Source organism: Plantibacter auratus (assembly GCF_050587365.1).
Classification (GTDB): Bacteria; Actinomycetota; Actinomycetes; order Actinomycetales; family Microbacteriaceae; genus Plantibacter; species Plantibacter auratus.
In genome coordinates this window covers 704,969-731,435 of sequence record NZ_JBOBFV010000002.1, presented here as the reverse complement: position 1 = coordinate 731,435, position 26,467 = coordinate 704,969, and the positions used below count along the sequence as shown (strand labels likewise).

The 26,467-nt window shown below is 68.7% G+C and carries 24 protein-coding genes; 13 read left to right on the top strand and 11 right to left on the bottom strand.

The features are described from left to right. Positions 1-122: 122 nt before the first annotated feature. The 4 genes from ACQ3HE_RS10715 to ACQ3HE_RS10700 form a co-directional block, all read right to left on the bottom strand. Complete coding sequence (locus tag ACQ3HE_RS10715; protein ID WP_064295413.1) at positions 123-974, bottom strand: ATP-binding cassette domain-containing protein; 852 nt, start codon at positions 972-974, stop codon at positions 123-125. Then, positions 971-2,830: a dipeptide/oligopeptide/nickel ABC transporter permease/ATP-binding protein gene (locus tag ACQ3HE_RS10710; protein WP_430892695.1), complete on the bottom strand. Its 1,860-nt coding sequence runs from the start codon at positions 2,828-2,830 to the stop codon at positions 971-973. The genes ACQ3HE_RS10715 and ACQ3HE_RS10710 overlap by 4 nt, the downstream gene beginning before the upstream one ends. Next, complete coding sequence (locus tag ACQ3HE_RS10705) at positions 2,827-3,768, bottom strand: ABC transporter permease (protein ID WP_079704501.1); 942 nt, start codon at positions 3,766-3,768, stop codon at positions 2,827-2,829. The genes ACQ3HE_RS10710 and ACQ3HE_RS10705 overlap by 4 nt, the downstream gene beginning before the upstream one ends. Positions 3,769-3,927: 159 nt before the next feature. After that, positions 3,928-5,448, bottom strand: coding sequence for an ABC transporter substrate-binding protein (locus tag ACQ3HE_RS10700; protein WP_079704502.1), 1,521 nt, complete (start codon positions 5,446-5,448; stop codon positions 3,928-3,930). A 181-nt stretch (positions 5,449-5,629) separates the two neighbouring features. On the opposite strand from ACQ3HE_RS10700, the gene ACQ3HE_RS10695 reads away from it, so the two are divergent. After that, positions 5,630-6,256, top strand: coding sequence for a TetR/AcrR family transcriptional regulator (locus ACQ3HE_RS10695; RefSeq protein WP_137242777.1), 627 nt, complete (start codon positions 5,630-5,632; stop codon positions 6,254-6,256). A gap of 97 nt (positions 6,257-6,353) precedes the next feature. Here the strand turns inward: ACQ3HE_RS10695 and ACQ3HE_RS10690 are convergent, their stop codons facing one another. Continuing rightward, complete coding sequence (locus tag ACQ3HE_RS10690; RefSeq protein WP_430892693.1) at positions 6,354-7,484, bottom strand: VanZ family protein; 1,131 nt, start codon at positions 7,482-7,484, stop codon at positions 6,354-6,356. Positions 7,485-7,601: 117 nt separating this feature from the next. Here ACQ3HE_RS10690 and ACQ3HE_RS10685 point away from each other — a divergent pair, with 117 nt between their 5' ends. After that, positions 7,602-8,201 carry an NAD(P)H-dependent oxidoreductase gene (locus ACQ3HE_RS10685; RefSeq protein WP_430892691.1) on the top strand — a complete coding sequence of 200 codons (600 nt, stop codon included), beginning with the start codon at positions 7,602-7,604 and terminating at the stop codon, positions 8,199-8,201. A 172-nt stretch (positions 8,202-8,373) separates the two neighbouring features. Here the strand turns inward: ACQ3HE_RS10685 and ACQ3HE_RS10680 are convergent, their stop codons facing one another. The 4 genes from ACQ3HE_RS10680 to ACQ3HE_RS10665 all read right to left on the bottom strand — a co-directional run bounded on the left by ACQ3HE_RS10680 (position 8,374) and on the right by ACQ3HE_RS10665 (position 12,672). Further along, positions 8,374-9,111: a FadR/GntR family transcriptional regulator gene (locus ACQ3HE_RS10680; RefSeq protein WP_159876820.1), complete on the bottom strand. Its 738-nt coding sequence runs from the start codon at positions 9,109-9,111 to the stop codon at positions 8,374-8,376. Positions 9,112-9,272: 161 nt separating this feature from the next. After that, positions 9,273-9,785, bottom strand: coding sequence for a DUF2087 domain-containing protein (locus tag ACQ3HE_RS10675; RefSeq protein ID WP_430892689.1), 513 nt, complete (start codon positions 9,783-9,785; stop codon positions 9,273-9,275). After that, positions 9,778-10,953 (bottom strand): MFS transporter, encoded by a 1,176-nt coding sequence (locus tag ACQ3HE_RS10670; RefSeq protein WP_430892687.1) that lies wholly within the window; start codon positions 10,951-10,953, stop codon positions 9,778-9,780. Before ACQ3HE_RS10670 ends, ACQ3HE_RS10675 begins: the two co-directional genes overlap by 8 nt. Before the next feature lie 6 nt (positions 10,954-10,959). Further along, positions 10,960-12,672: a YcaO-like family protein gene (locus ACQ3HE_RS10665; protein WP_430892685.1), complete on the bottom strand. Its 1,713-nt coding sequence runs from the start codon at positions 12,670-12,672 to the stop codon at positions 10,960-10,962. Positions 12,673-13,030: 358 nt separating this feature from the next. Between ACQ3HE_RS10665 and ACQ3HE_RS10660 the strand changes: the two genes are divergently transcribed. The 8 genes from ACQ3HE_RS10660 (at position 13,031) to ACQ3HE_RS10625 (ending at position 22,035) form a co-directional block, all read left to right on the top strand. Then, positions 13,031-14,410: an MFS transporter gene (locus ACQ3HE_RS10660; RefSeq protein WP_229940051.1), complete on the top strand. Its 1,380-nt coding sequence runs from the start codon at positions 13,031-13,033 to the stop codon at positions 14,408-14,410. Beyond that, entirely contained in the window at positions 14,407-16,191 is a 1,785-nt protein-coding gene (locus tag ACQ3HE_RS10655; RefSeq protein ID WP_430892684.1) for a dihydroxyacetone kinase family protein, read from the top strand. The genes ACQ3HE_RS10660 and ACQ3HE_RS10655 overlap by 4 nt, the downstream gene beginning before the upstream one ends. Then, entirely contained in the window at positions 16,188-16,658 is a 471-nt protein-coding gene (locus ACQ3HE_RS10650) for a ribose-5-phosphate isomerase (RefSeq protein ID WP_064295405.1), read from the top strand. Before ACQ3HE_RS10655 ends, ACQ3HE_RS10650 begins: the two co-directional genes overlap by 4 nt. Continuing rightward, the gene (locus tag ACQ3HE_RS10645; protein ID WP_430892682.1) at positions 16,658-17,443 is read left to right on the top strand and encodes a triose-phosphate isomerase family protein; all 786 of its coding nucleotides are present in this window, start codon (positions 16,658-16,660) and stop codon (positions 17,441-17,443) included. Before ACQ3HE_RS10650 ends, ACQ3HE_RS10645 begins: the two co-directional genes overlap by 1 nt. After that, on the top strand, positions 17,440-18,237 hold the full coding sequence (locus ACQ3HE_RS10640; protein WP_430892680.1) for a sugar phosphate isomerase/epimerase family protein: 798 nt from the start codon (positions 17,440-17,442) through the stop codon (positions 18,235-18,237). The genes ACQ3HE_RS10645 and ACQ3HE_RS10640 overlap by 4 nt, the downstream gene beginning before the upstream one ends. Then, positions 18,234-19,106 carry a phosphogluconate dehydrogenase C-terminal domain-containing protein gene (locus ACQ3HE_RS10635; RefSeq protein WP_430892678.1) on the top strand — a complete coding sequence of 291 codons (873 nt, stop codon included), beginning with the start codon at positions 18,234-18,236 and terminating at the stop codon, positions 19,104-19,106. The genes ACQ3HE_RS10640 and ACQ3HE_RS10635 overlap by 4 nt, the downstream gene beginning before the upstream one ends. 222 nt (positions 19,107-19,328) lie before the next feature. Beyond that, on the top strand, positions 19,329-20,081 hold the full coding sequence (locus ACQ3HE_RS10630) for an SDR family NAD(P)-dependent oxidoreductase (protein ID WP_430892676.1): 753 nt from the start codon (positions 19,329-19,331) through the stop codon (positions 20,079-20,081). Positions 20,082-20,091: 10 nt separating this feature from the next. After that, positions 20,092-22,035 carry a D-apionate lactonase family protein gene (locus tag ACQ3HE_RS10625; RefSeq protein ID WP_430892674.1) on the top strand — a complete coding sequence of 648 codons (1,944 nt, stop codon included), beginning with the start codon at positions 20,092-20,094 and terminating at the stop codon, positions 22,033-22,035. 7 nt (positions 22,036-22,042) lie between these two features. Here ACQ3HE_RS10625 and ACQ3HE_RS10620 read toward each other — a convergent pair whose 3' ends face one another. Further along, a complete protein-coding gene (locus tag ACQ3HE_RS10620) occupies positions 22,043-22,558 on the bottom strand; it encodes a GNAT family N-acetyltransferase (RefSeq protein ID WP_079704517.1) in 516 nt (171 codons plus the stop codon). Between the two features lie 160 nt (positions 22,559-22,718). On the opposite strand from ACQ3HE_RS10620, the gene ACQ3HE_RS10615 reads away from it, so the two are divergent. Together ACQ3HE_RS10615 and ACQ3HE_RS10610 are read left to right on the top strand one after the other, a co-directional pair. Continuing rightward, entirely contained in the window at positions 22,719-22,997 is a 279-nt protein-coding gene (locus ACQ3HE_RS10615) for a hypothetical protein (protein ID WP_430892672.1), read from the top strand. Positions 22,998-23,007: 10 nt separating this feature from the next. After that, on the top strand, positions 23,008-24,336 hold the full coding sequence (locus tag ACQ3HE_RS10610) for an MFS transporter (RefSeq protein ID WP_430892670.1): 1,329 nt from the start codon (positions 23,008-23,010) through the stop codon (positions 24,334-24,336). Positions 24,337-24,347: 11 nt separating this feature from the next. Here ACQ3HE_RS10610 and ACQ3HE_RS10605 read toward each other — a convergent pair whose 3' ends face one another. Further along, entirely contained in the window at positions 24,348-25,358 is a 1,011-nt protein-coding gene (locus ACQ3HE_RS10605; protein WP_430892668.1) for a diacylglycerol/lipid kinase family protein, read from the bottom strand. A gap of 170 nt (positions 25,359-25,528) precedes the next feature. Between ACQ3HE_RS10605 and pdxY the strand changes: the two genes are divergently transcribed. After that, complete coding sequence (gene pdxY / locus ACQ3HE_RS10600; protein ID WP_079704522.1) at positions 25,529-26,377, top strand: pyridoxal kinase PdxY; 849 nt, start codon at positions 25,529-25,531, stop codon at positions 26,375-26,377. Positions 26,378-26,467: the final 90 nt, after the last annotated feature.

Sequence of the window (26,467 nt, the reverse complement as noted above, 5' to 3'; positions counted from 1 at the left end):
CGGGTGTGGGTCTCGGGGACGGGATGTGGGCCCTTCGACAAGCTCAGGGACCGAGTGATGTGCGTGGTGCGCCCGGCCGGCCAGGTTCCTGGCCCCGGCCGACCGGGCGGTCGAAGCGACGGTCAGGCGGCGGACTCCGCCGCACGCTGCTCGTCGATGAGGCGGCGTCGCTCCACCCGGCGGTCCTCCTGGCGGTCCGGGTCGGGGATCGGTGCCGCCATGAACAGGCGCTGCGTGTAGGGGTGGGCCGGGTGCGCCGTCACCTGGTCGCCGTCGCCGGACTCGACGATCTCGCCGTGGTACATGACCGCCACGCGGTGGCTGATGTGCCGGACGACCGCGAGGTCGTGCGAGATGAACAGGTAGGCGACGCCCGTCTGTTCCTGGATGTCGATGAAGAGGTCGAGGACCCGCGCCTGCGTCGACAGGTCGAGGGCCGACACGGGCTCGTCGCACACGATGAGCTTCGGATCGAGGGCGAGCGCCCGGGCGATCGCGATGCGCTGCCGCTGGCCGCCCGAGAACTCCCGGGGGAGCCGTGAGGCCGCGCCGGTCGGCAGCTGCACCTGGTCGAGCAGGGATCCGACGCGCTTGCGGGCGTCGGCACCGGAGACGCCGCGGACGGTGAGTGGCTCGGTGAGGATCTGCTCGATCGTGAGCGAGGGGTTGAGCGAGGAGTACGGGTCCTGGAACACGACCTGGATCTCCGAACTCAGCGCTCGGCGCTCCTTGCGCTTCAAATGCCCGATCTCCTGGTCGCGGTAGCGGATGCTGCCGCCGGTGACCGGGGCGAGGCCCAGCACGGCGCGACCGAGTGTGGTCTTGCCGGAGCCGGACTCGCCGACGAGACCGACGGTCTCACCGGGCTTGATGTCGATCGACACGCCCTTGAGCGCCTTGAACGACTGGGCACGGAACCCCTTGCCCGGGTACTCGACTTCGAGGTCCTTCACCTCGAGCAGTGACGACGTCATCGGGTCTCTCCTGTCAGGTTCGTCGCGAGTGCCGGTCGGGCGGGACCCTCGTCGAGGATCGCGCCGAGCAGCGACTGCGTGTACGGGTGCTGCGCGTGGTTGAAGATCGAGCGCACCGGCCCGGTCTCCACGATGAGACCGTTCTGCATGACCGAGACGCGGTCGCAGAGGTCGGCGACCACCCCGAAGTTGTGCGTCACGAGGAGCATCGCCATGTGGCGCTCCGCCTGGAGGTCGCGCAACAGGTCGAGGACCTCCGCCTGCACGGTGACGTCGAGGGCGGTGGTGGGCTCGTCGGCGATGATGATGTCCGGGTCCGTGGAGACGGCGCCGGCGATGAGCACACGCTGCGCCATACCGCCCGAGACCTCGTGCGGGAACGCGGCGAAGGTGCGCTTGGGGTTCGGGATGCCGACCCGCTCGAGCAGGGCGAGCGCCTTGTCCGTCGCCTCCTTCTTGCTCAGGCCGAGGGTGACGCGCAGGGGTTCGACGAGCTGGCTGCCGATCGTGAACGCCGGGTCGAGGTTCGACATCGGCTCCTGCGGGATGTAGCCGATGCGCTTGCCGCGGATGGCCGTGTACTCGCGCTCCCCGAGGGTGTCGAGTCGGGTGCCCTCGTAGCGGATCGTGCCGTCGGTGACCCGGCCGCCGCGGGGCAGGAGTCCGAGGACGCCCCACGCCGTCTGGGTCTTGCCCGAGCCGGATTCACCGATGAGGCCGTGGACCTCGCCCTTGTGGATGTCGAGGTCGACGCCGTGGACGACCTCGGTGACCCGGCCGCCCTCCTGGTCGTAGCCGACGCGGAGGTCGCGGACGCTGAGGACGAGCTCCTCGGCGCGAGCGGAGGCGCGGGCGTCGTCGTCGTGACGGATGGGCGGGACGCCGACGATCTCGTCCTCGCTGATCCCGGAGGTGCTGATCGACTGGGTGACGATCGTGTTGGAGCCCGTCTTCGACGTCGTCACGATCTTGCGACGGCGCCGACGGACGGACACGGTGCGCTCGAGCTCGTCGCGCATCGCGTTGGCGAGCAGGGTGAGCGCGATGCAGGTGAGTGCGATCGCGAGCGACGGCCAGACCATGAGGATCGGTGCCTTGTAGATGTTCGTGAAGCCGTCGTTCAGCATCGAACCCCAGGTCGGCACCGACAGGTCGCCGAGACCGAGGAACTCGAGGCCGGACTGGATCGCGATGGCGATGCCCGCGATGATCGCCGACTGGATGATGATCGGTGCGCGGACGACGGAGAGGATGTGCTTGCCGATGATGCGCGGGTCGCTGAGGCCTGAGACCCGGGCGGCGTCCACGTAGAGCTCCGAGCGCACGGCCGTGACCGCCGCATAGACGAGGCGGAAGTAGGAGGGCGAGAGCAGGATGCCGAAGATCGCCATCGAGATCCAGACCGACGGGCCGAGGACGGCGCGGGCGGCGAGGAGGACGACGATGCCGGGCAGCGCCATGATGAGGCCCGTGAACCAGGACGACACGGAGTCGAACCAGCCCTGGTAGTACCCGGCGATCAGCCCGGCGACGACCCCGATGACGATCGCGACGACGAGGGCGAGGAGCGCTGCGGCGACGCTGATCTGGGTGGCGGCGAGCAGACGGGAGAACACGTCGCGCCCGGCGCTGTCCGCTCCGAGGAGGTGGTCGGCGCTCGGTGGCGCCAGGACCTGCTGCAGGGACGCGAGGTTCGGGTCCTGCGGGGCGATGAGCGGTCCGAAGATCGCGACGATCCCGATGAGCGCGAGGAACACGAGCGACGCGGCGCCGATCGGGCGCTTGAGGAGCCGACGCAGGAGGTTGACGCGGACCTGCGGGGTCGGGACGGTGAGTGGGGTTTCGATGGCGGTCATGACAGTCGCACCTTCGGGTTGAGCGCAGCCTGCGCGAGGTCGATGAGCAGGTTGACGACGACGACGATGATGGCCGTCGCGATGACGACCCCCATGACGATGGGGATGTCGCCCTGAGTCGTGGCCTGCACGGCGAGCTGACCGATGCCCGGGAGGGCGAAGATCTGCTCGATGATGACCGCGCCGCCGAGGAGGCCGATGAACTGCACGGCGAGGACCGCGAGGGCCGGGCCGCCGGCGTTCCGCAGCACGTGCTTGTAGATGACGCGGCCCGTGCCGAGCCCGCGACTGCGGAGCGTCCGGACGTAGTCCTTCGACATCGCGTCGACGACCGAACCGCGCACCTGCTGCGAGACCGTCGCGATGGCGCCGATCGCGAGGGCGATGATCGGCAATGTCACCGAGGCGACCCAGCCGGAGAAGGACGTGGTGATCGGGATGTACCCGGTGGCCTTGAACAGGCGGAGGTTGATCGCGAAGGTGATGACGAGCACGAGCGCGATGAGGAAGCTGGGGATTGCGAAGCCGATGACGGAGATGAACTGGACGACGTTGTCGATCCATCCACCGCGACGGGCGGCGAGGACACCGAGGATGACGGACACGATCGCGGCGATGATGGTCGCGCCGAGCACGATCGAGAGGGTGACGGCGAGGCGGCCGGTGACGCCGGAGGAGACGAGCTGGCCGGTGAACCACGAGCGGCCGAGGTCGCCCTGGAAGGCGGAGGTGATCCAGTCGAAGTACTGCACCGGCAGCGGGCGGTCGAGGCCGAGTTCAGCGGCCTTCTTCGCGACGGTCTCGGTGGTGGCGCTCTGGCCGAGGATCCGGCGGGCGATGTCGCCGCCGCCGAGGTAGAGGAGGGAGTACGCGATCACGGAGATCACGAAGATGAGGACGACGCCGGACACCAGGCGTCTGAGGATGAATCCGAGCATGGGTCACTCCAGGAAGTGGGTGAGTGAGGGGTGTTGGGGCCGGCCCGCCCGAGCGCTGGGCACTCGGGCGGGCCGGGGTCGAACCGACGTGCGGCCGGCCGGTCCCGGTCCCTGAGCCGGTCGACGGGCGAACCCCTCGACCGGCTCAGGATCAGCGGACTACTTCGGCTGGATGTCGTAGATGGACGGGTACGCGTTCGTCGGGATCATCTTGACGGTCGTGTTGGCGTCCGTCGCGAAGCTGCCCTGCACCCGGTAGAAGGGGGCGAACCAGGCCTGCTCGACGATGTAGGCGTTCAGTTCCTTGGCGACCTTGCCCTGCGTCGCCTCATCGCCGTACTGGATCTGCTTGATGTACTCGTCGACCTTCGGGTCGTCGTACTTGAAGGGGTTGAAGACGGCGTTCGGGGCGATCATGAACTGGATGAGCTGCCAGTCCGGGTTCTGCTCCAGCGCCATGAAGGAGACGGGGAACTTCGGGGCCAGGAGGTCGGCGATGAAGTTGTTGCCCGGGTCCGTGTACTCGGCGGTGATGCCGACGTCGGCCAGCTGCTGCGAGATCAGCGTGTAGGTGGTGGCGCCCAGCACCGTGGAGGACGGCATCGAGAGCGTCAGGCCGTCGGCGTAGCCCGCCTCGGCGAGCAGTTCCTTGGCCTTCTCGGGGTCGTAGCCGTAGCGGTCGTCGAGCGACTTGTCGTAGGCGGGGGAGTTCTCCGGGAAGACCTGACCCGTGACCGTGCCGTTGTCGTTCTGCAGCGCCTTGAGCAGCGCCGGGCGATCGAACGCGTAGTTGATGGCCTGGCGGACGCGGACGTCGGCGATCGCCGGGTTCATCGTGCCGGCGCGGTCGAGGAGCAGCATGCCCTGGAAGTCGAGTTCGTTGGCGTTGACGGTCCAGCCGGCGCCCTCGACCTCGGCGAGGTTGTCGTTGTTGGCGAGCTTGATGCCGTTGACCTCGCCAGACTTGACGGCGTTCAGGCCGGCGGTCGCGTCCTGGAGGACGTTGATGGTCAGCTTGTCGTAGTGCTGCCAGTCCTTGTTCCAGTAGTCGGGGTTCGCGGTGTAGCTGTAGCTCGTGCCCGTGACGGTCGCGGCCGTGTCGAGCATGTACGGTCCGGAGCCGACCGGGTTGGTGGCGAGGTCGGGGCTGTCGAACGACTCGGCGCTGGCGATCAGGCCGGGGTCGCGGGTGAGGTAGTTGAGCATGGCCGGGTCGGGTGCACTCAGGGTGATGACGACGGTGGTGTCGTCGGGCGCCTCGACGGAGGCGACGCCCGCGAAGTAGCCGGCGTCGGGGGAGGTGCCGGTCTTGAACCGCTCGAGGTTCTGCTTGACGACGTCGGCGGTGAGCTTCGACTTGTCGGTGAAGGTGACGTCGTCGCGGATCTTGAGCGTCAGGACGGTGTTGTCGTCGTTGTACTCGTAGGAGGTCGCGAGCGACGGGACGATCTCACCGTCGGCGGTGGCGACGAGCAGGGTGTCGAAGACGGCCTGGTAGAAGGGCGAGCGGTTGCCCCACTCGGAGCCGGCCGGGTCGAACGTGGTGGGGGGAGTGATCGCACCCAGGATCAGGGTGCCACCGGAGCCGCTGTCAGAGCCGGAGGTGCTACCGGAGCATCCGGTGAGCACGAGTGCAGCAGCGGTGACCGCGACGGCTGCGGTCGTCTTCCATCGGAACATCTTTGTCCATTCGCTGTGAGCAATCCCTCATCGGATCGCTGGTGATTGAGGACGCTAGCATGAAACCCGAGTGGTCACTAGCTTTTTGTTTTCGGCCATGTCACAGTTGGATCACGACCAGGCCGCGGCGTTCGACGGGGAACGCGCTATCGTGAAGCCGTCCGAAGGGGGAGGTCGTCCGATGACATCGGTCAAGACCGGGAACAAGCCGCAGGGGAAGCCCCGCGGCGCATATGCGAAAACCGGTATGAAGCGCGTCGCGATCCTCGACGCCGCGCTCGCCGTCTTCGCCAACGGGGGATATCGCGCGGGTTCACTGCGGGAGGTGGCCGCGCAGGTGGGCATGAGCGAGGCCGGACTCCTGCACCACTTCCCGAACAAGAGCGCGCTGCTCGCCGCGGTGCTCTCACACCGCGACGACCTCTCGGCGACGCTCGTCCCGATGGACGGCGACGACCCGATCGAGACGCTCCGGGGGTTGGTCGCACTCGCCCGGTACAACGCTTCCGTGCCCGGCGTGGTCGCGCTCTACTGCACGCTGTCGGCGGAGGCGACCTCGCCCGACCACCCGGCACACGACTACTTCGTCGAGCGCTACGAGGGCACGCGCGGGCGGCTCGAGCGCACCTTCGGGCTACTCGTCTCCGCAGGACGGGTGCGGGCTGACTTCCCCACCACCAGCGCGGCGTTCATGACCCTCGCGCTCATGGACGGACTGCAGGTCCAGTGGCTGCTCGCACCCGAGTCGGTCGACATGGCGGACGAGCTCCACGCCTTCCTGTCGGGGCTCCTCGGCGCCGAGCTGTAGGCGGCCGAGCGGTCGGCGCGGCAGCAGGAGATCCGCCTGGGGCCAGGCGCCTTCGAGCGAGTGGGTCCTGCTCCGGCGCTGATCTCCTGCTGTCGGGCTACGGCGTGGTCGTGCGGGCGTCGCGTAGGTCCGCGCCGACGGAGACGTACGAGACGCCGCGGCGGTGCCGGGTGAACGGTACGGAGACGACGGCCGTGGTGACGATGATGAAGCTGAGGATCCCGATGATCCCGACGATCGTCTGGGTGAGGCCGCTCGTGGCGTCGGGTATCTGCGCGGCGGTCGTCGTGGCGATGTACGGCAGGGCCACGACGGACCCGCGGTAGAGGCGGCGTGCCACCGAGCCGCGTCCGTCCGGCCACTGCGGGGCGAGCCAGACGAGACGTTGCCCGAGCGACGCGCCGCTCCCGATGAGCGCCGGCAGGACGATCACGAGGACGACCGTGCCCGCGCCGATGCTGAGCACCTCGGGCAGCGTCGGGTCGTTGGCGGTCCCGGTCGCGCCCGTGAGCAGGACGCGTGGGACGACGAAGACGAGCGACAACACCGTGATCGACAGGTTCACGGCGAACGCGTCGAGCACCATGCCGAACCAGCGTCGCCAGACGGTGATGGGTCGCGCCCGGTCGCGGGTGGCGCGCAGGGCTCGCGCGCTCGGCATCCACCCGAGGACGATCGGGGCGATGAGTGCTCCGATCGCGGCGCCCGCCGTGTTCGTGATCACGTCGTCGACGTCCGCCACCCGGTAGGCGCACTCGTACAAGCCCCAGATGCCCGTGTACTGCGTCGACTCGATCAGCAAGGAGACGAGCGCCCCGAGCAGGATGGAGACACCGAGCCCGCGGTTCCAGTAGCGCCGCGCGATGGCGCCGAACGGGATGAAGAGGATCACGTTCAGGACGACCTGGAGGAACGCGTGGCTCGTCAGGGTGCTCAGGACGGAGAGCCCAGCGGTCTCCCGTGCGATGTCCCCGATCGAATGGCCGGGGATCAGCTCGAGCGCCCCGTGGGCCGTGCTGCAGTTCGCGCGCTCGTCCGGCAGCGGCAGCAGCGTGTACGCCACGAGGGCCACCGCGTAGACACTGACCGCCGCAGCACCGGTCACCCGGGGGAGCGACATCTGGCCGTACCGACGGAGCTGCACGAGCAGGATCGGACCGAGGACGGCGAAGAAGATCACCGTGCCGCCGACGAGTCCGACCCACGCCTGCCATGTCCACCCGCTCATTCCGACAACTGTAGGGCGCTCGCCGCGCCGTCGGCATCAGTCGGCGGACGGACCCCGGTCATCCTGCGGAGGGTGCCGAACGGCGGATCCCGCGTCCGATGCAGGCGATGATGGAGTGTGCCGACGCTCATCGTGACCACCCATCCCGACCCCGACTCCCTCACCCACCACCTCGCCCAGCGGCTCGCGCAGGAGCTGCGATCGACCGCCGGCTCGACCAGCGTCGAGGTCGCAAACCTGGCTGCGGAGGGCTTCGACCCGCGGTACACGCTCGCCGACCGCCACACCTACCGCGTCGGCGGGGACTTCACCCCGGACGTCGCCGCCGAGCAGGAGCGGCTCGACCGGGCCACCGACCTCGTCCTCGTGTTCCCGGTGTACTGGTGGTCGGCGCCCGCACTCCTCAAGGGCTGGTTCGACCGCGTGTTCGTCAACGGCTGGGCGTTCGGCCTCGACGCGGACGGCGGGATCGTCCGGAAGCTCGACCGCCTGCGCGTGCACCTCGTGCCGATCGCGGGCGACGACGCCGGGGTCTACGACCGCCACGGCTACGAGCAGGCGATGCGGACGCAGCTCGAGCACGGCATCGTCGACTTCTGCGGCGCTCGACGCGGCGTGACGACCTTCGTCCACGACTCGGAGGGCGAGGACGCCGCCGCCCGGACGCGTGCGGTCGAGGCGGCGGTTGCCGCGGTCGTCGAGGCGATCCGCGCCTGAGCGCCCTTCGACAAGCTCAGGGACCGGGACTCGGTCACTGACCCGAACCCCGGTCACTGAGTAGCCCCCTCCGGTCACTGAGCTTGTCGAAGTGCGGCCCCGGACGGGATCCAGTCTCTGAGCCGAACCCCGGTCACTGAACCGAACCCCGGTCACTGAGCCTGTCGAAGTGCTACGCCGTGAGGGTGCGGTTCAGGCGCTCGGTCGCGGTGTCCATGTGGTGCTGCATCGCGGCCGTGGCCGCGGCGGGGTCGCCCGACATGATCGCCTCGTAGACGGCCTCGTGCTCCTCGAAGGCGCGCTGTGCGTCGACGTCCTCGTGGATGCCGCGCTCCACCCAGATGCGGAGCAGCGAGCGGATGCTCTGCAGGAGGTCGGACAGCACGCGGTTGCCGGTGGCCGAGGCGAGCTCCAGGTGGAACTTGAGGTCGGCTTCGATGAACTTGGTGCGGTTGGCACCCGCCTCGCTCATCGCGGTGAGGTGGTTGCGGAGCCGGTTGCGCGCCATGTCGTCCATGCGCGTCGCGGCGAGGCCGGCGGCGAAGACCTCGAGCTGCCCGCGCACCTCGATGAGTTCGCGGGTCCGTGGTTCGCCGAGCATGAGGCCCCAGCTGAGCGTCTCGGGGAGGAGCTCGGAGACACTGCCGCGGAGGTAGGTGCCGCTGCCCGGGCGGACGTCGACGACGCCGAGGATCTCGAGCGCCGCGAGGGCCTCGCGGACGGCTGAGCGCCCGATGCCGAGAGACGCGGCGAGCTGGCGTTCCGGGGGGAGCCTGGTGCCGGGTGCGATGTCGCCGCTCGTGAAGTGGTCGAGCAGGCGCTTCGCGACGGCGGAGACGGCGGATCCCACGGCGACCGGTCCGAGGCTGGACGAGATGTCGTCGGTCGGCCGATCCGGGAACGCAGGCATGGGTTCACTGTATCGCGGCGGCCTGCCGCCCCTGCTTCCTGACCGCTTCGAACCGGGCGGTCGTCGTCCGCGGATGGCCCTCGATGGTCTTCGGGATCGAGACCTCGCCCGGTCCTCTGAGCCTGTCAGTACAGCGGTTCTCGCGGCCGGCGAGGGGGTCATCACTCGGTATGGTCGGTGACGAGGGCATACTCGGTGCCGGAGCTGGTGCGCTCGACAAACTCGAAGTCGACGAGGTAGCGGCGGAGCGCAGCCACGTCGGGGTGGAAGGCGCGGAGCCTTTCATTCATCTCCTGCTCGTTGATGACCTCGCCCGGTTGCAGCGCATGGGACGCCACGTACTCGAGCAAGCGGGCGCGCTCGTCGGGGTTCGCCGGATACTGGACGATGCGCCCACTCGAGAGGAACCTCTCGACCCCAGTCGCCTTCGGTGGCGCCGAGGTGACCAGAATCCTTCGGAGGAAGCCACCGTCCACCGCTCCCTCCGAATCGAGGACGCCCGCGCGGCGGAGGGTGTCCACACAGCGTTCGGTGGCTCGGATCCTCCGCAGTGAGTCGCCGAGATCTGGTCTCTCTCCGAGGACGATCTGTGCGAACACGGTTCGTGTGTCGTCATGGGCGATGGCGGCGATGAGCGGCCGCCAATCCAACATGTTGCTGTCCGCGTCAGGCATGTGGTTCCGTTCCGAGGTTCGGTGCTTGTTGAGGCTCGGGCGCGGTCGCCGTTACTTGGGTCGATCGCTTGCGGCGGGCCAGTACGGCGATCGCGACGTACAGGATGCAGGACATGCCGACGGCAGGGGTGAGGCCTGCACTCTGCCCGATCCATCCGATCAGCGGAGCGACAAGTGCGACGACGAGTGAGTCGAGCAACGAGACGATCGAGCTGGCCGTGGCTCGGATCTCATTGGTGACGAGGGAATGGAACTGCCCAGAGGCGAGCACAATCAGGACCGTGTGGAGGAGGACATGGAGAGCGAACGTCATCGCTAGGGAGACAGAGTCCGAGGAAACAGCGAACAGGCCCGCGGCCAGGGCGTTGCACGACGCAGCGAGCCCAATTGAACGGGTCTTCACCGGAACACGTTGCAGAACGAGAGGTGCGATCAGGCGCGCTCCGTTCATGAGTAAGAAGCCGAGCAAGATGAAGCTGACGGAGACCTGATTGAACTTGATCTGCCAGATGAGGAATGGAGCCACTGCGCTGGCATTGACAAGAATCAACACGACCGTCGATCTCATGCGCACGACCGAGAACGCCCTGTTCGAGTACGTCCGCCACGGAATCTTCTCGACTGCGGCTCGAGTGTCGTCGAACCCCAGGATGATGACGGCGGCCGCGAGATAGAAGCCGATCGCTGCGAGCCAGATGGTTCGAGGAATCAACGTGTACAGACAGATTCCGACGATGCCGCCGACCAAGCTGGCGCCAGCCACCAGATACGTGATGCGCCCGAATGCTCTGGTGGCTCCAGTGTCGTCGACTGATGCGCTGACCTGGTTGATCACCAGAGCGTTCGATGTGCCACTCGCGGCGGCCACAGCGATTCCTGCGATGACCTGCGCGAGCAGAAGCATCTGCGGGTCGACGCTCCAGAAGAACAGCGCGAACGCCCCGATGCGCGCAAGATTTCCGACCTGAAGCGCGAGTTTGTTCGAGTATCGGTCGAACAGGATGGCGAAGGGTAGCTCAGTCGCGGTAACAGCGAGATTGAACGCCGCAGCCATGAGACCGATGAAGGCGAGGCTGTAGCCGAGAGTCTGGAAGTACACCACGTCGACAACGCTGAAACAGGCGACCCCAGCAGCCGAGAGGACTATGAAACCATAGGCACGTCTCATGGCGACTCACATGAAGAGGGAACCAGCGTATTCCACGCGTGGTTCGGGGTGTCGGAGCATTGCGGCGATCTGTGCAAAGCGGTCGTTCCGCCTCGTATAGGTGGTATCCATGGCCGAGATGCTGGACATCAGGGTCCTCACGACCGCGAACGCCTCGCCTTCGATGAGCACGACACGGAAGAGTCGCAGGTTTTGAGATAGTGCTGCTTGAACGATGTGCTCGCGCAACTGGCGACTCGACTCGATCCGGGGCAAGCGCCCCAAGGCGGCTTGACCTGATGTCGTGAAGAATTGCGGAAAAGTGGCTCGTGCCTTGCCGGTGAACCAGAGGTGGCGCATATCAGTCGCGGACGGCTCGACGGCGAGGCCGCTGTCAAGGGATTCAAGCATCTGTATGCACTCGCTGTGAGCGCGACGGAGCGCGAGTTCGAGGGAGAAGGACGCGCCCGTTCCGCGAGCGGTCCGGGTAGCGTGGCGTCCGCCGCTTGCGAATGAGACCTGGACGACAGGCAGGTTGAAAGGGTTCTCGAGGAACTGAACGGTGAAGATTCCGTCTTGGGTTTCCATCGAGTCACGAAGATCCCGCGGGATACTGCTCTCGGGGATGGATGGAGGGACAGTCCCCGTTCTGGCGTAGTACCAGAACGCGTCACGCTCAATCAACTCGAGAAGAGATTGAGTGGTTGCGTCATCCACCGTTCGTCCAGCAGCCGCGCCGTTCGTGCTAGTGGTCGAGAAGACGCTTGCGCCGTCACGTGCCACGTAGGGGCAGTAGACAAGGTTTGCAGGAACCCATGTCGCTCGTCCGAAGGGGAGTTCTTCGCCCCCTACCCACTCGATGGGCATTTCGGGAACGTACTGCTCGATCGAATCGGCTGTATCGATCGCAGGATAGCCGAAATCGATGTGGGGGTCGGCGAAGTGTCCGTCGAACCCCGTTGCGGCGGTGATGATCGTTCGTGGCTTCACAACACCAGTGAGGAAGTATCTTTCAAGTCCTTCGCCCAAGCAGCTCGCCAATGCTTGTTCGAACGTTGAGCCCTTTCCGCCGGCGACCTCGTGATGTTCGGGGTTCATGGTCATCATCACGGGCCCGTTCATCAGCGCGGCTGCTGACTGTGTCTCGACAGTGACCGGATTGCCGATGATGGAAGTGAATCCGAATGCGGCCCGATTCTCGGTGACGAAGTGTTCCGGTCCGATCGAGCGCATATGGTCGGACTGCTCCGCTGAAATCAGGGGCGCGGCCCGCTTGAGCCCGACATTCGGGAGGACAAAATTACGAACACTCCGCTCTGACCCGCGACACGTCTCGCAGAACGGCAGCGGCGTCATGAGCGACCAGTTCTGAGGGTCGTACATCCCCGTCATCGATAGGGCCAGGCCATGGACAGAGAACAGCGCGGCGATGGCACGAGCGGACTTGTGCTCATCGAAGACCTCTGATTCCAGACCCTCGTAGAAGTAACCGATGCCCGCGACACGGCCAAGCACACAGTCCGGGCACCCGGAGCGCCAGTCGCTTTCGACGAGTGCGACTGTCAACCGATTCGTCGTGGTGGGCACGACCATGACTACATCCGTTTCGCCTCGAAAACGCTTTGCCTCGGCCGCTCCTCGGACGACTGGCGTCGTCTCATGTGTCGGGGGTGGTATCACCGCCGGAAGGTTGAAGATCTTGCAGAGATCTCGGTAGACCTCTCGTACCGTCTCGTCCACTGCGCCTCTCATTGGAAGTCGGAAGGATGCAACGGGCGCGCCAGTGCGGCGCGCCCGTTGGGGACTACTGGGCCGGGCCGTAGCTCTGCTTGGACTGGCGACCGACGAAGACCTTGTTGGGCTTCGGAGCGAGGATCGAAGACTTGACCATGGTTCACATCCTTGGGTAGGCGCGAGCGCGGTACTCGCCTTTGAAATCTAAAGTCTTAGTCTCAAAATATCAAGGGGGCCGACCAACCGTGTTGCCGCGACTCGTGGATCGCTTGAATTGGTCAACCGGTTGATGTATCGTTCATTCCGGTCCGGCCCGGACCACGCCCTGCCCGCGGCATCGATGCCGCCCACCCGAGGAGTCATAGTGGACACCACCGCCCCCGCGGCCAATCCGGCTGTCGAGCGATCAGCCATCCGGAAGGTCTCGATCCGTCTCGTGCCGTTCGTGGCGCTGATGTTCTTCATCAACTACCTGGACCGCACCGCGATCGGCTTCGCCGCCCCCAACGGCATGAACGAGGACCTCGCGCTCTCCGCCGCCCAGTTCGGCTTCGCGTCCGGCGTCTTCTTCATCGGCTACATCCTGCTCGAGGTGCCCAGCAACCTCGCGCTCAACAAGTTCGGTGCCCGCCGCTGGCTCGCCCGCATCATGGTCACCTGGGGCATCGTCGCGGTCCTGTTCACCTGGGTCGCCAACTTCGAGCAGCTCGCGATCCTCCGCTTCGTGCTCGGTGTGGCCGAAGCCGGCTTCTTCCCCGGCGCGATCCTCTTCCTGAGCCTCTGGGTCCCGGCCAAGCACCGCAGCAAGATCCTCGCCCTCTTCTACCTGGCGCAGCCGCTCACCACCGTCATCGGCGCACCCCTCGCCGGGTGGCTCATCGGCCAGCACGGCGTGTTCTTCGGTCTCGAGGGCTGGCGCTTCATGTTCCTCGGCGTCGGTCTCCCGGCCATCCTCATCGGAGTCATCGCCTGGTTCTACCTGAAGGACCGCCCCGCGGACGCCAAGTGGCTCACCACCGAGGAGCAGGTCTGGCTCACGGCGGCCCTCGCACACGAGAAGGCCACCACCGAGCAGAAGCAGGGCCACGTCAGCCTCAAGCACGCGTTCACGAGCGGTCGCGTCTGGATGCTCGCGTTCATCTACTTCGGCTTCATCTACGGCCTCTACGCGCTCGGCTTCTTCCTCCCCACGATCATCGAGGGCTTCCAGGAGACGTTCGGAACCGAGTTCAACGTCATGCAGAAGGGCCTCATCACGGCCATCCCATACGTGCCGGCCGCCATCGCCCTGTACTTCTGGTCTCGTGACGCGACGCGTCGTGGTCTGAAGACCTGGCACATCGTGATCCCCGCGATCGTCGGCGCCGTGAGCATCCCGCTCGCGCTCTTCGCCAACTCGCCCGCCCTCACCATCGCGATCATCGCGGTCACCGCCATGGCGATCTTCGCCGCGCTGCCGAACTTCTGGACGCTGCCCACGCAGTTCCTCACCGGTGCGGCAGCGGCTGCCGGCATCGCACTCATCAACACGGTCGGCAACCTCGCCGGGTTCTCGGCGCCGTACATCACCGGTGCCGTCGCGGACCTCACCAAGGTCGGCGACACCCCGCAGTACGTCGTCCCGATGTTCATCGTCGGTGGCTTCATGATGATCTCCGCCACGCTCATGGTGATCCTCTCGAAGCAGCGGAGCTCTCGCGAGCTGCGCGTCTCGCACGACGACCTCACCGGTAAGACCCGATGACGCGCCTCTTCAACGATCCGGCGGACTTCGCCGACGAGATGATCGACGGCTTCGTCGCCGCGAACCGCAACCAGGTCCGGCGCGTGACCGGCGGCGTCGTCCGGAGCACCCGGACGCCCGAGGGCACGGTCGCGCTCGTCATCGGCGGTGGCTCCGGCCACTACCCGGCGTTCGGCGGCATCGTCGGCCAGGGGCTCGCGCACGGTGCGGCGATGGGCAACCTGTTCGCGTCGCCGTCCGCCCACCAGGTCGAGTCGGTCGCGAAGGCCGCGCAGCGTGGCGGCGGCGTCCTCCTGAGCTACGGCAACTACGCGGGTGACGTGCTCCACTTCACCCAGGCGCAGGACGCGCTGAACGCGGCGGGCATCCCCACCCGCAGCGTCGCCGTCACCGACGACATCTCGAGCGCGCCCCTCGCCGAGAAGCACAAGCGTCGCGGTATCGCGGGCGACCTCACCGTCTTCAAGTCCGCCGCCGCCGCGGCCGAGGCGGGCTACGACCTCGACGAGGTCGTCCGCGTCGCCACCCACGCGAACGAGCGCACCCGGTCCTTCGGTGTCGCCTTCAGCGGCTGCACCCTGCCGGGCGCGACCGAGCCGCTGTTCACCGTGCCCGAGCGCCGCATGGCGGTCGGGATGGGCATCCACGGCGAGCCCGGTATCGACGAGACAGACGTGCCGACGGCCGATGAGCTCGCCTCGCTGCTCGTCTCCTCGCTGCTCGCGGAACTGCCCGAGGGCGTCTCCGAGGCCACGGGCGCGCGCGTCGGGGTCATCCTCAACGGCCTCGGCTCCGTCAAGTACGAGGAGCTCTTCGTCGTCTACCGCGCCGTCGCGGCCCAGCTGGAAGCCGCGGGCGTCGAGGTCGTCGATCCCGAGGTCGGCGAGCTCGTCACGAGCTTCGACATGGCCGGCGTCTCGCTCACGCTCTTCTGGTTGGACGAGGAACTCGAGGGCTTCTGGGCTGCCGGTGCCGACACCCCCGCCTACCGCAAGGGCGCCGTCGCAGGGGCCGAGCAGCTCGACCCCTCGGAGCTCGTCGCCGAGACGGCTGCCGAGATCCCCGAGTCCACTGACGAGTCACGGGCCGCCGCCGCGGTCGTGGTCGAGGCCCTCGACGCGCTGGTCCAGGTCATCGACACGAACGTCGAGGAGCTCGGACGGATCGACGCCGTCGCGGGTGACGGCGACCACGGCATCGGCATGCAGCGCGGTGCTCGTGCCGCCGTCACCGCCGCACACGCCGCCGCCGATGCCGGGGCCGGTGCCCACACCGTCCTGCACCTGGCCGGCGACGCCTGGGCGGACCGCGCCGGCGGCACGTCCGGCGCCCTGTGGGGCCTCGCCCTCCGCTCGGTCGGAACCGCCCTCGGCGACGAGGTCGCACCAGGCCGCACCGACGTCGCGACCGGCGTGCAGGCCGCGGTCGACGGCATCATGTCGTTCGGCAAGGCCGAGGTCGGACAGAAGACGATGGTCGACGCGCTCGTGCCGTTCACCACCACGTTGCGTGCAGCCGTCGCCGACGGTTCCGACCTCGTCACTGCCTGGAGGACCGCCGCTGCGGCTGCCTCCACCGCTGCCGCTGAGACCGCGGACCTCCTGCCGAAGATGGGCCGCGCCCGTCCGCACGCGGAGAAGAGCCTCGGTACCGTCGACGCCGGTGCCTACTCGTTCGGCCTGATCGTCACGGCGATCGTCCCCGTCCTCGAGCGCGCCGCCGGCACCACTACGCCGGACGGCTCCACCAGCACCACCACCAACGAAGGAGTACACGCATGACCGATCAGCTGCGCATCGTCATCGGCTCGGATGACGCCGGGTTCGACTACAAGGAGATCGTCAAGCGCGACCTCGAGCAGCACGACGGCGTCGCCTCGCTCGTCGACGTGGGCGTGGACGCCGATGGTCACACCGCTTACCCGCGCGTCGCGATCGCCGCTGCGGAACTCGTCGCGTCCGGCCAGGCCGACCGCGCGCTCCTCTTCTGCGGCACCGGCCTGGGCGTCGCGATCGCCGCCAACAAGGTCGCCGGCATCCGCGCCGTCACGGCACACGACAGCTTCTCGGTCGAGCGCGGTGTCCTCAGCAACAACGCGCAGGTCCTGACGATGGGCCAGCGCGTCATCGGCATCGAGCTCGCCCGCCGCCTCGTCCGCGAGTGGCTCACCTACCGCTTCGACGAGACCAGCGCGAGCGCCGAGAAGGTCGCCGTCATCGGTGAGTACGAGGCGACGGGCTCCTGCTGATGACCACCCCGTCCCCGTCGGCCGTGCCCACGTCGACCGCGCCCCGCGTGGTCGGCGTGAGCCTGAAGATGTACTTCGGCCACGCGCAGACCCTCGAGTGGATCGAGCAGGTGGGCGCCTTGGCCCGTCGGCACGAAGCCGTGGTCGATGGTCGCGTGCGATTGTTCGTCATCCCCGGCTACCTCGCGGTCGCGCCGTCGGTGGCGGCCCTCGCCGGGACGGGCGTGCTGGTCGGTGCACAGGACCTCGCGAGCGCGGACCGTGGCGCGTTCACCGGTGAGGTCGGCGGCCCCGAGCTCGCCGAGGTCGGCGTCGCCGTGGTCGAGGTCGGCCACGCCGAGCGCCGCTCCCTCTTCGGCGAGACCGACGAGGTCGTCGCCGAGAAGACCGCCGCGGCCCTCCGCAACGGCCTCTCGCCGGTCCTCTGCATCGGCGAGGTCGAGCGCACGACGCCCGAGGCGGCTGCGACGGAGTGCGTGCGCCAGCTGGACTCCGCGCTCGCCGATGCTGTGGCGGGGCCGGTGATCGTCGCTTACGAGCCCGTGTGGGCGATCGGTGCGGCTGAACCCGCGTCTGCCGAGTACGTGCGAGCCGTCGGCGCGATCCTGAAACAATCGATCGCCGAGCGTCCCGACCGGGTCGGTAGTTCCGTCATCTACGGCGGCAGTGCGGGTCCCGGTCTGCTGACCGCCCTCGGTGACGACGTCGACGGCGTGTTCCTCGGACGCTTCGCCCACGACGTCGCGGCGCTCGAGGCCGTGCTCGACGAGGCGGCCCGCGCATGATCGGCTTCGGCACCTACACCTTCTTCTGGGAGGGCTCCGAGCTCGCACTCGAGCGCTTGAGCGTCATCGGCATGATCGAGCGCACGGCCGACGCCGGCGTCGAGCTCTTCCAGATCTGCGACGACGCCCGCATCGAGGCGATGTCCGACGATGAGCTGCGCCAGATCGCCGAGGTCGCGCGCGAGCGTGGGGTCACGCTCGAACTCGGGACGAAGGGGATCGCGGTCGCGCACCTCGAACGCTTCCTCCACATCGCCACCGTGCTGGGCGCGAAGCTCCTGCGCAGCATGGTCACGTCGGGCGACGACCGGCCGTCCCACGCGGACGCCGTCGATCGACTCCGCGCGGTGCTCCCGGCGTTCGAAGCGGCCGGCGTGACGATCGCGCTCGAGACCTACGAGCAGCTGTCGTCGCAGGAGCTCGTCGACCTCGTGAGCGCCGTCGACCACCCGAAGCTCGGCATCTGCCTCGACCCCGCCAACACCGTGGCCCGGCTCGAGCACCCGAGTGACGTCATCGAGCGCACCGCTCCGTACGTCCGCAACATCCACGTCAAGGACTTCGCGTTCACCCGCCGGGGCGGCTGGGTCGGCTTCACCCTCGAGGGCGCCCCGCTCGGCACCGGCCTGCTCGACTACCCCGCCCTCACCGCCGTCGTCCGACCGGACGAGCGCGGCGTCAACCAGATCATCGAACACTGGCTCCCGCTCGGCGACTCCATCACGGAGACGATCGAGCTCGAGCGCACGTGGACCGCACACAACCTGCAGTACCTGAGAGAAGGAAGATCATGACCGACACCACCACCGTCGCGGACCAGCTCACCATCGCCGTCATCGGCGCGGGCGGCAAGATGGGCATGCGCGTCTCCAACAACCTCGTGAAGACCAGCCACACCGTCTTCTACAGCGAGGTCTCGCCCGCCGGCCAGGAGCGCGTGACCGAGGCCGGTCGCGAGCTCACCGAGACCGATGCGGCCGTCACCGACGCCGACGTCGTCATCCTCGCCGTCCCGGACCTCGCCCTCAAGGCCGTGTCCGCCGGCGTCGTCCCGCTCATGAAGTCGGGCGCCGTGCTCCTCACGCTCGACCCGGCCGCAGCGTACGCGGGTCTGCTGACGCGTCGCGACGACGTCATCCAGGCCGTCACGCACCCCTGCCACCCGTCGGTCTTCGTCGAGCGCCACACGCCCGAGGAGTACGCGGACACCTTCGGTGGCATCGCCGCCCTCCAGGACGCCATCGCGGCGATCGAGTCCGACGACGCCGAGAAGCAGGCGCAGGTCGAGGCCGTCGTCCGGGCGATCTTCGCCCCCGTCGGTGAGGTCCACTGGGTCACGGTCAAGCAGCTCGCGCAGCTCGAGCCGACCCTCGTGGAGACGATCGCCTGCATGATCGGTGCGCTCCTCAAGGAGTCGCTCGACGAGGCCGTCAACACCATGGGTGTGCCGGAGCCGGCCGCTCGTGCGATCCTCCTCGGCCACACGCAGGTCGCCCTCGCGAACTCGCTCAAGGGCGACAACCCGTTCTCCGACGCGTGCCTCATCGCGATGGACTACGGCCGCAGCGCGATCATCAAGGACGACTGGAAGAAGGTCTTCCAGGACGACGAGCTCGACAAGAACCTCGCCGCCATGCTCCACCTCGACAAGATCGCGCGGTAACCCGCTTCCCCGACTGTTCGCAATTCAGGACGTGCCCGGCGCGTCGGCCCGCTCCACCCCCGATCCGGGCCGGCGCGCCGCGGTCGTCCTGAGTTGCGAACGTCGCATGCGGTCAACCGGTTGTGCCGGATAGGCTGCAGACGACCCGATGCACCACCCCGCGACAGCCACTGCGACACCCGCGAAACCACCCCCGCAACACCGCACGAGAGACAGGCGACGATGACTGGACGACTTGCAGGAAAGACCGCGCTCGTGACGGGTGCCGGATCGGGGATCGGACGTTCGGTCGCCGAACGGTTCGCGCGGGAGGATGCCGCCGTCGTCTTCTCCGACCGCGACATCCAGGCCGCCCGCGATGCGGCGGCAGCCTTCCCGACCGCCATCGCCGTGCGACTCGACATCGCCGACGAAGCGAGCGTCGAGGCCGCCTTCGCGGTCATGGACGCAGCAGGCAAGACCCCGGACGTCGTCGTCGCGAACGCCGGCGTGCAGCTCTTCGGCCAGGACGCGAAGATCGCCGACCTCGACCTCGAGGTCTGGCAGCGCACGGTCGACATCAACCTCACCGGAACCTTCCTCACGACGAAGCACGCCGTCCGTGCCATGCTCGGACGCGGCGGCTCGATCATCCTCACGGGCAGCCCGACCGGCCTCAACGGCGAGGGCGCCGACTTCACGGCGTACAGCTCGACGAAGGCCGGGATCCACGGCCTCGGCCGGACCGTCGCCGCGGCCTACGCCGATCAAGGCATCCGCGTGAACACCGTCGTCCCCGGCTACACGGAGACCCCGCTCGTCACCGCGATCTCCGGCGACCCCGAGTCCCGCGCCGCGATCGTCGGGCGCATCCCGCTCGGTCGTCCCGGCCAGGCCTCGGACGTCGAGGGCATCATGGTGTACCTCGCCAGCGACGAGTCGAGCTTCGCCACCGGAGCGACCTTCCGGGTCGACGGCGGCATGACGAGCCTCTGAGCCGACGATCATGACCTCGCGTTCGGGAACCACCTTCCGCGTCGCATCCGACCTCCTGCTCGACCGCGAGCGCGACGCCCTCGCTGTCGGCCGGGGGCCCTGGTCGGCCTCGCTCCGCGGGTCGGAGCTGGACGACATCGCCTTCGACGGCGAGCTCGTGCTGCGCAGCATCCGCTTCGTCGTCCGCGACCAGGACTGGAAGACGCTGCCCGTCATCGTCGACGCGGTCGACCACACGACGAGCGGCCTGCACTTGCGCGGCCGCGCCGGTGACGGCGGCGAGGTCGTCGCCTGGTCCCTGTCGGTCGACCTCGGCGCGTCGACACTGCGGGTCGCCGTCCGGGCCGAGGTGACCGCCGCGTTCCGCCGGGCGCGCATCGGCCTCATCGTGCTGCAGTCGCCGACCCTGGCCGGCACCGAGCTCGTCGTCGGCCACCCGGAGGGCTCCACGACGACCACGCGCCTCCCGGATCACGTCGCTCCGCATCAGCCGGCGATCCGCATCGAGTCCCTCGCCTGGACCGGCGACCGCATCGCGACCACGGCCCGCTTCAGCGGTGACGTCTTCGAGATGGAGGACCAGCGCAACTGGACCGACGCCTCGTTCAAGACCTACTCGACGCCGCTCTCGTTGCCGTTCCCCGTCGCGCTGGCGGTCGGTGACGTCGTCGAGCAGTCCGTCGAGGTCAGCTGTGCGCGGGTCGACGCTGCCGAGCCCGCCGACGCCCCGCTGGCGACGCCGCTCGCCGTGACCGTCGTGCCCGAGACGGAGTTCACGGCGCAACGAGAGGACCCGGTACCTGAGCCTGTCGACGGGCGGATCGGCGCGCCACTCGACAGCGTCGTCCCGGCGATCTCGACCTCGGTCTCCAGCGACCCCGATGGCGGTCGCGCTGGTGCGGTGGTCCCCGAAACGATCACCGGGATCCTCGTGGAGATCGATCCGACGAACCAGGACTGGCCGGCCATCCTCGACCGAGCCGTGCGCCAGGCCGGCACCAGACCCCTCGACCTCCGACTCGTGCTCGGGACGGGCGAGGAGGCCGAGCCGGTGCTGCGGCGACTCCGCGACGCGACCGTGCCCGTCGTGCGCGTCGGGGCGTTCCATCGCCGCACCCACCTCTCGGAGGTCACGCTGCTGACCGCGCTCGGCGACGTCCTGCGAACCCTGTGGGCCGAGGGCCCGCCGCACCCCGAGCTCGTCGGCGGCACGCGCGCGCACTTCACGGAGCTCAACCGCAACCACGCGCGCCTCGAGCGCTGGACGGGCCCAGTGGCGTTCAGCATCACGCCGTTCATGCACGACCGCGGCGGGCACCAGCTCGTCGAGTCGCTCGGCATGCAGGCGGTCGTCGTGGCGGACGCTGTCAGGATCGCCGACGGCCGCCCGTTGCACGTCGGGCCGGTCACGCTCGGCGCCCGCTACAACGCGGTCGCCACCACGCGGGCGAGCGCCGGTGACTCCCGTGACCCGGAACTCCGCGCGGGCTTCGGCGCGGAGCACGTACCCGGCGCGACGGACGACCGGCAGTCGGCCGAGGCACTCGGCGCCTGGGTCGTCGGCAGTGTCGCGGCGCTGGCCGTCTCCGGTGTCGAATCGCTGTCGTACTTCGAGGCGACCGGACCGCGTGGGCTCGTCGCGGCCGACGGGACGCTCACGGCTGCCGGCCGTGCGCTCGAGTGGATCGCCGAGCTCAGCGGACGGCAACGCGTCGCGGTCGAGATCGGCGGGATGTCGCTCGGTGCCGGGTCGCCCGTCGCCGGGCCACCCGTCTCGTTGACCGGTGTGACCGCGATCGCCGCCGTCGATGCCGCCGGCGAGACCGTCGTGATCCTCGGCAACCTCGGCGAGACACCGGTCCAGGTCGTCCTGACCGGCGCGTCCGAGCCGCACACCGTGGAACTCGCTGCGGGTGCGGTCGCCCGGGTCGTGATCGCCCGTTCGGGTTCGTAGATCCTGCTCAGGCGAGCGTGCGGCGCAGGATGGCGAGGTCGAGCCAGCGGCCGAACTTCGTCCCGACCTCCGGCAGCAGGCCGACCTGCTCGAACCCGAGCTTCGTGTGCAGGGCGATCGATGCGGTGTTCTCGGCCTCGATGAGGGCGAGCATGACGTGGTGGCCGTCGGCCGTGGCGCGTTCCAGCAGCTCGACCATGAGCGCCTTACCGAGGCCGCGCCCCTGTGCGTCCGGGTGCACGTACACGGAGTTCTCGACGGTGTGGCGGTACCCGTCCTTCGCGGCGTACGGACCGTAACTGCCGTAGGCGAGGACGTCACCCTCGGGGAGCGCGTCGTCGGGGCCGTCGGCGATGGCGACGAGCGCGACCCGGCCCGGCTCCTGGTGGCGGGCGAGCCACGCCTCGCGCTCGGCGAGGTCGGGTGTGACCTCGGTCCAGATCGCGACACCGTTCGCGACGGCGTCGGTGTGGATGGCGAGGACGCCAGGCAGGTCGGCGGGTTCGGCGAGACGGATGCGCATGCATCGATCGTAGAGCGCCCTTCGACAGGCTCAGGGACCGACGCTGTTGGGGGCTCAGGGACCGGTGGTGGTTGGGCTCAGGGACCGGGAAGCCCAGGGCTCAGGGACCGGGAAGCCCAGGGCTCAGGGGCCTGTTGCCCGCGACGGGTAGATTCGAGGCATGTCCTCTTCCACTCCGCTCCCGATGGAGCAGCTCACCGCCGTCCTGAACGCCGAAGTCGCCCGCTACGCCGCGCGCGGATGGACGGTGTCGTCGGTGCAGGGCCAGCAGGCCGTGCTGCAGCGACAGAAGCGCATCGGGTGGTTCTGGAACCTCGTCCTCACGCTCATCACCGGCGGGCTCTGGCTCATCGTCGTGATCATCCGCGTCGTGAACCGGAAGATCGAGTCGCTCATCGTCACGGTCGACGCCTACGGCCGCATCTCCACGCGCCGCTGACGGCCGGAGCATGACCGACAGCGCTGAGCCCGATACGAGCAGCACCGCTACCATCGCGGGCATCACCGCCGAACGCGCGCGGGTGCAGCGGCGGACGCTCACCGTCGTCGTCATCAGCCAGGTGCTCGGCGGAGCCGGCCTCGCCGCCGGCGTGACGGTCGGTGCGCTGCTCGTGCAGGACGTCCTCGGGAGCACGAGCCTCGCGGGCGTCGCGGCCGCCCTCCTCACCCTGGGGTCCGCGCTCACGGCGTTCCTCGTCGGCCGCGTCACGCAACGCCTCGGCCGGCGGATCGGGCTCGGCATCGGGTTCGTCGCGGGCGGGGTCGGCGCGATCGGCGTGGTCGTGGCTGCCACCACGGCGCTGGTGCCGCTACTGTTCGTGTCGCTGTTCGTCTACGGTGCCGGGACCGCCACGAACCTGCAGGCCCGCTACGCAGGCACCGACCTCGCGACCCCGGCCCGACGTGGTTCGGCGATCAGCGTCGCGATGGTGTCGACGACACTCGGCGCCGTCGCCGGACCCAACCTCGTCGAGCCGCTGGGATCGTTCGCGACCGGCCTCGGGCTGCCGTCGCTCGCCGGGCCGTTCCTCCTCGCCGCGATCGCCTACCTCGCGGCCGGGACGGCGTTCCTCGTGCTGCTCCGACCCGACCCGTTCCTCCTCGCCCGCCGTCTTGACGCCGAGCTCGCGCAGCTGGAGGTGGAGCGGACCGCCGCGGAGCAGGTGGGGTCGAAGCAGGTGTCGCCGACGACCGCCGCACGCCCGGGTCCCGGCGTCGGCGCCTACGTCGGCGCCGCGGTCATGGTGGTCACGCAGATCGCGATGGTCGCCATCATGACGATGACCCCCGTGCACATGCGGGCCCACCACCACGGCCTCGGCGAGGTCGGGCTCGTGATCGGGATCCACATCGCCGCGATGTACCTCCCCTCGCTCGTGACCGGCGTCCTGGTCGACCGCATCGGCCGCACGCCGATGGCGATCGCCGCCGGCGTGACCCTCCTGCTCGCCGGTGTCACGGGAGCCCTCGCGCCGGCGGACTCGCTCGGCCTGCTCATCCTGGCGCTCGCGCTCCTCGGACTCGGCTGGAACTTCGGGCTCATCGCGGGCACCGCGCTCGTCGTCGACCACACCGTGCCCGCCAACCGCGCCCGCACCCAGGGCACGCTCGACGTCCTCATCGCGCTCGCCGGTGCCGGAGCCGGTGTCATGTCCGGCGTCGTGATGGCGGGTGTCGGTTACGGTGCACTGTCGATCGCGGGCGGCGTGCTCGCCCTCCTGCTGATCCCCGTGCTGCTCTGGGCCCGACGGGTCACCCCACAGACCAGAGTCGACTGAGAGGGCGCGAGCTACTCCGCCGCAGCCGGAACGCGGACCGTGAGGGCGCCGGGCTCGATCCAGGTGTTGATCGCGACGGCCTTGCCGAAACCGTCGCCGTCGAGCTCGATCTCCTCAGGCTTCGACATGCGGGCGACGAAGCGCTTCGCGGTGCCGTAGCGGAGCTCGCCGTCGTCCTTCTGCTTGCCGGCGAGGGCCTTGCCCGCCTTCGTCCGGCGGAGGACGCCGTTCACCCAGGCGACCTTCGCCCAGATGCGGATCCAGCCGAGGATTCCGCCGGGACGCATGAACATGAGGTCGAACAGCCCGTCATCGACGACCGCGTCGGGCAACAAGAGGATGTTGGCCGGGAGCGAGCCGCAGTTCCCGATGATGACGGTGTGGACGGTCGCGCGCGTCTGCGGCTCGTCGTCGATCCGGAACCGCAGGTGCAGCTCGTCCGGGTCGCGCAACGACTTCACGATCGCATCGACGTAGGCGGCCCAACCGGCCTTGGCCTTGAGGTCGTCGTCGGTGTTCTTGATCATCTTCGCGTCGATGCCCATGCCGGCCATGACGACGAACACATGGCGGTCGCGGGAGTGGTCGGCGCGCTCGATGTCGATGACACCGAGGTCGATCGCCTTGTCCGTGCCGGTGAAGGCCGTGATGACGGAGCCGGGCAGGTCGTTGAGCGTGAGGTCGAGGTTCCGGGCGAGCAGGTTGCCGGTGCCCGACGGGAGCAGGGCGAGCGGGACGCCGCTGCCGCGGAGGCCCTCCGAGACGGCGCGGACGGTGCCGTCACCGCCGGCCGCGATGACGAGGTCGACGCCCGCTGCGATGGCCTCGGCGGTGACCCCCTGGCCGACGTCGTCGACGGACGTCTCGAACCAGAGCGACTCGGCCCATCCGGCGTCGGACGCCGAGCGCTCGACCGATTCACGGAGTGCGTCGAGGTCGACCTTCACCGGGTTGTAGATGATGGCGGCGACCTTCGTGGCGGTGGCGTCGGTCGGCGCGGTCGTGCTCTCAGGAGTCGTCATCCGATCAGCATAGGAGCGGATTCCGGCAGCGTGGAGATCTCGTCTCCGGGTTGACGCGGCACGTGGGTTCTGTAGGCGGCGGAAGAGTATCGTTGACTCCTTGCAGGCACCGTCCATGCCCGCCACGAACGCAGTGTCCGCGGCGGCCTCCCCATCGTGATTGCGACATCGTGAAGATCCTCTCCATCCAGTCAGCCGTGGCCTACGGGCACGTCGGCAACTCCGCGGCCGTGTTCCCCCTCCAGCGCATCGGCGTCGAGGTGATCCCGGTCAACACGGTGAACTTCTCGAACCACACCGGGTACGGCGCGTGGCGCGGGCCCCTGATCTCGCCCGAGCAGGTCGGCGAGGTCATCACCGGTGTCGAGGAGCGCGGTGCGTTCCCGCAGATCGACGTCGTGCTCTCGGGCTACCAGGGCGGCGTCGGCATCGGCGACGTCATCGTGGACGCGGTACAGCGGGTCAAGGCGGCGAACCCCGACGCGCTGTACGCGTGCGACCCGGTCATGGGCAACGCGAAGTCCGGCTGCTTCGTCGCCCCGGAGATCCCCGACCTGCTGCGCGACCGCGTCGTGCCGAACGCCGACATCATCACGCCGAACCAGTTCGAGCTGGGCTTCCTCACGGGCACCGAGCCCGCATCGCTCGAGTCCACGCTCGCGTCGGTCGAGCTGGCGCGCGCGATGGGCCCGTCGGTCGTCCTGGTGACGAGCGTCGAGCGTCCCGACCGCGACCCCGAGACGATCGAGATGCTCGTCGTGGACGACGCCGGTCGGTGGATCGTCCAGACGCCGCTGCTGCCGTTCAAGGCGAACGGTTCCGGCGACGTCACGGCAGCCCTGTTCGCCGCGCACTACGGCGAGACGCGCGACGCCAAGCTCGCCCTCGAGCGCACGGCGTCGAGTGTGTTCGACCTCGTCGAGCTCACGTACCGCTCGGGCCAGCGGGAGCTGCAGCTCGTCGAGGCGCAGGAGTTCTACGCGAACCCGCGGATGCAGTTCACCGCGACGGCGGTCTGAGCCCGACTCCAGCTCCTGAGCTCCCCTTCCGGTCCCTCAGCTCCCTTTCCGGTCCCTGAGCTTGTCGAAGGGCGCGGTTGTCCGTGTGCA

Excerpts from the sequence above, each read along its gene's own strand:
- ACQ3HE_RS10715 (WP_064295413.1), bottom strand. The coding sequence starts at position 974 with ATGACGTCGTCACTGCTCGAGGTGAAGGACCTCGAAGTCGAGTACCCG.
- ACQ3HE_RS10710 (WP_430892695.1), bottom strand. The coding sequence starts at position 2,830 with ATGACCGCCATCGAAACCCCACTCACCGTCCCGACCCCGCAGGTCCGC.
- ACQ3HE_RS10705 (WP_079704501.1), bottom strand. The coding sequence starts at position 3,768 with ATGCTCGGATTCATCCTCAGACGCCTGGTGTCCGGCGTCGTCCTCATC.
- ACQ3HE_RS10700 (WP_079704502.1), bottom strand. The coding sequence starts at position 5,448 with ATGTTCCGATGGAAGACGACCGCAGCCGTCGCGGTCACCGCTGCTGCA.
- ACQ3HE_RS10695 (WP_137242777.1), top strand. The coding sequence starts at position 5,630 with ATGACATCGGTCAAGACCGGGAACAAGCCGCAGGGGAAGCCCCGCGGC.
- ACQ3HE_RS10690 (WP_430892693.1), bottom strand. The coding sequence starts at position 7,484 with ATGAGCGGGTGGACATGGCAGGCGTGGGTCGGACTCGTCGGCGGCACG.
- ACQ3HE_RS10680 (WP_159876820.1), bottom strand. The coding sequence starts at position 9,111 with ATGCCTGCGTTCCCGGATCGGCCGACCGACGACATCTCGTCCAGCCTC.
- ACQ3HE_RS10675 (WP_430892689.1), bottom strand. The coding sequence starts at position 9,785 with ATGCCTGACGCGGACAGCAACATGTTGGATTGGCGGCCGCTCATCGCC.
- ACQ3HE_RS10670 (WP_430892687.1), bottom strand. The coding sequence starts at position 10,953 with ATGAGACGTGCCTATGGTTTCATAGTCCTCTCGGCTGCTGGGGTCGCC.
- ACQ3HE_RS10655 (WP_430892684.1), top strand. The coding sequence starts at position 14,407 with ATGACGCGCCTCTTCAACGATCCGGCGGACTTCGCCGACGAGATGATC.
- ACQ3HE_RS10650 (WP_064295405.1), top strand. The coding sequence starts at position 16,188 with ATGACCGATCAGCTGCGCATCGTCATCGGCTCGGATGACGCCGGGTTC.
- ACQ3HE_RS10645 (WP_430892682.1), top strand. The coding sequence starts at position 16,658 with ATGACCACCCCGTCCCCGTCGGCCGTGCCCACGTCGACCGCGCCCCGC.
- ACQ3HE_RS10640 (WP_430892680.1), top strand. The coding sequence starts at position 17,440 with ATGATCGGCTTCGGCACCTACACCTTCTTCTGGGAGGGCTCCGAGCTC.
- ACQ3HE_RS10635 (WP_430892678.1), top strand. The coding sequence starts at position 18,234 with ATGACCGACACCACCACCGTCGCGGACCAGCTCACCATCGCCGTCATC.
- ACQ3HE_RS10630 (WP_430892676.1), top strand. The coding sequence starts at position 19,329 with ATGACTGGACGACTTGCAGGAAAGACCGCGCTCGTGACGGGTGCCGGA.
- ACQ3HE_RS10625 (WP_430892674.1), top strand. The coding sequence starts at position 20,092 with ATGACCTCGCGTTCGGGAACCACCTTCCGCGTCGCATCCGACCTCCTG.
- ACQ3HE_RS10620 (WP_079704517.1), bottom strand. The coding sequence starts at position 22,558 with ATGCGCATCCGTCTCGCCGAACCCGCCGACCTGCCTGGCGTCCTCGCC.
- ACQ3HE_RS10615 (WP_430892672.1), top strand. The coding sequence starts at position 22,719 with ATGTCCTCTTCCACTCCGCTCCCGATGGAGCAGCTCACCGCCGTCCTG.
- ACQ3HE_RS10610 (WP_430892670.1), top strand. The coding sequence starts at position 23,008 with ATGACCGACAGCGCTGAGCCCGATACGAGCAGCACCGCTACCATCGCG.
- ACQ3HE_RS10605 (WP_430892668.1), bottom strand. The coding sequence starts at position 25,358 with ATGACGACTCCTGAGAGCACGACCGCGCCGACCGACGCCACCGCCACG.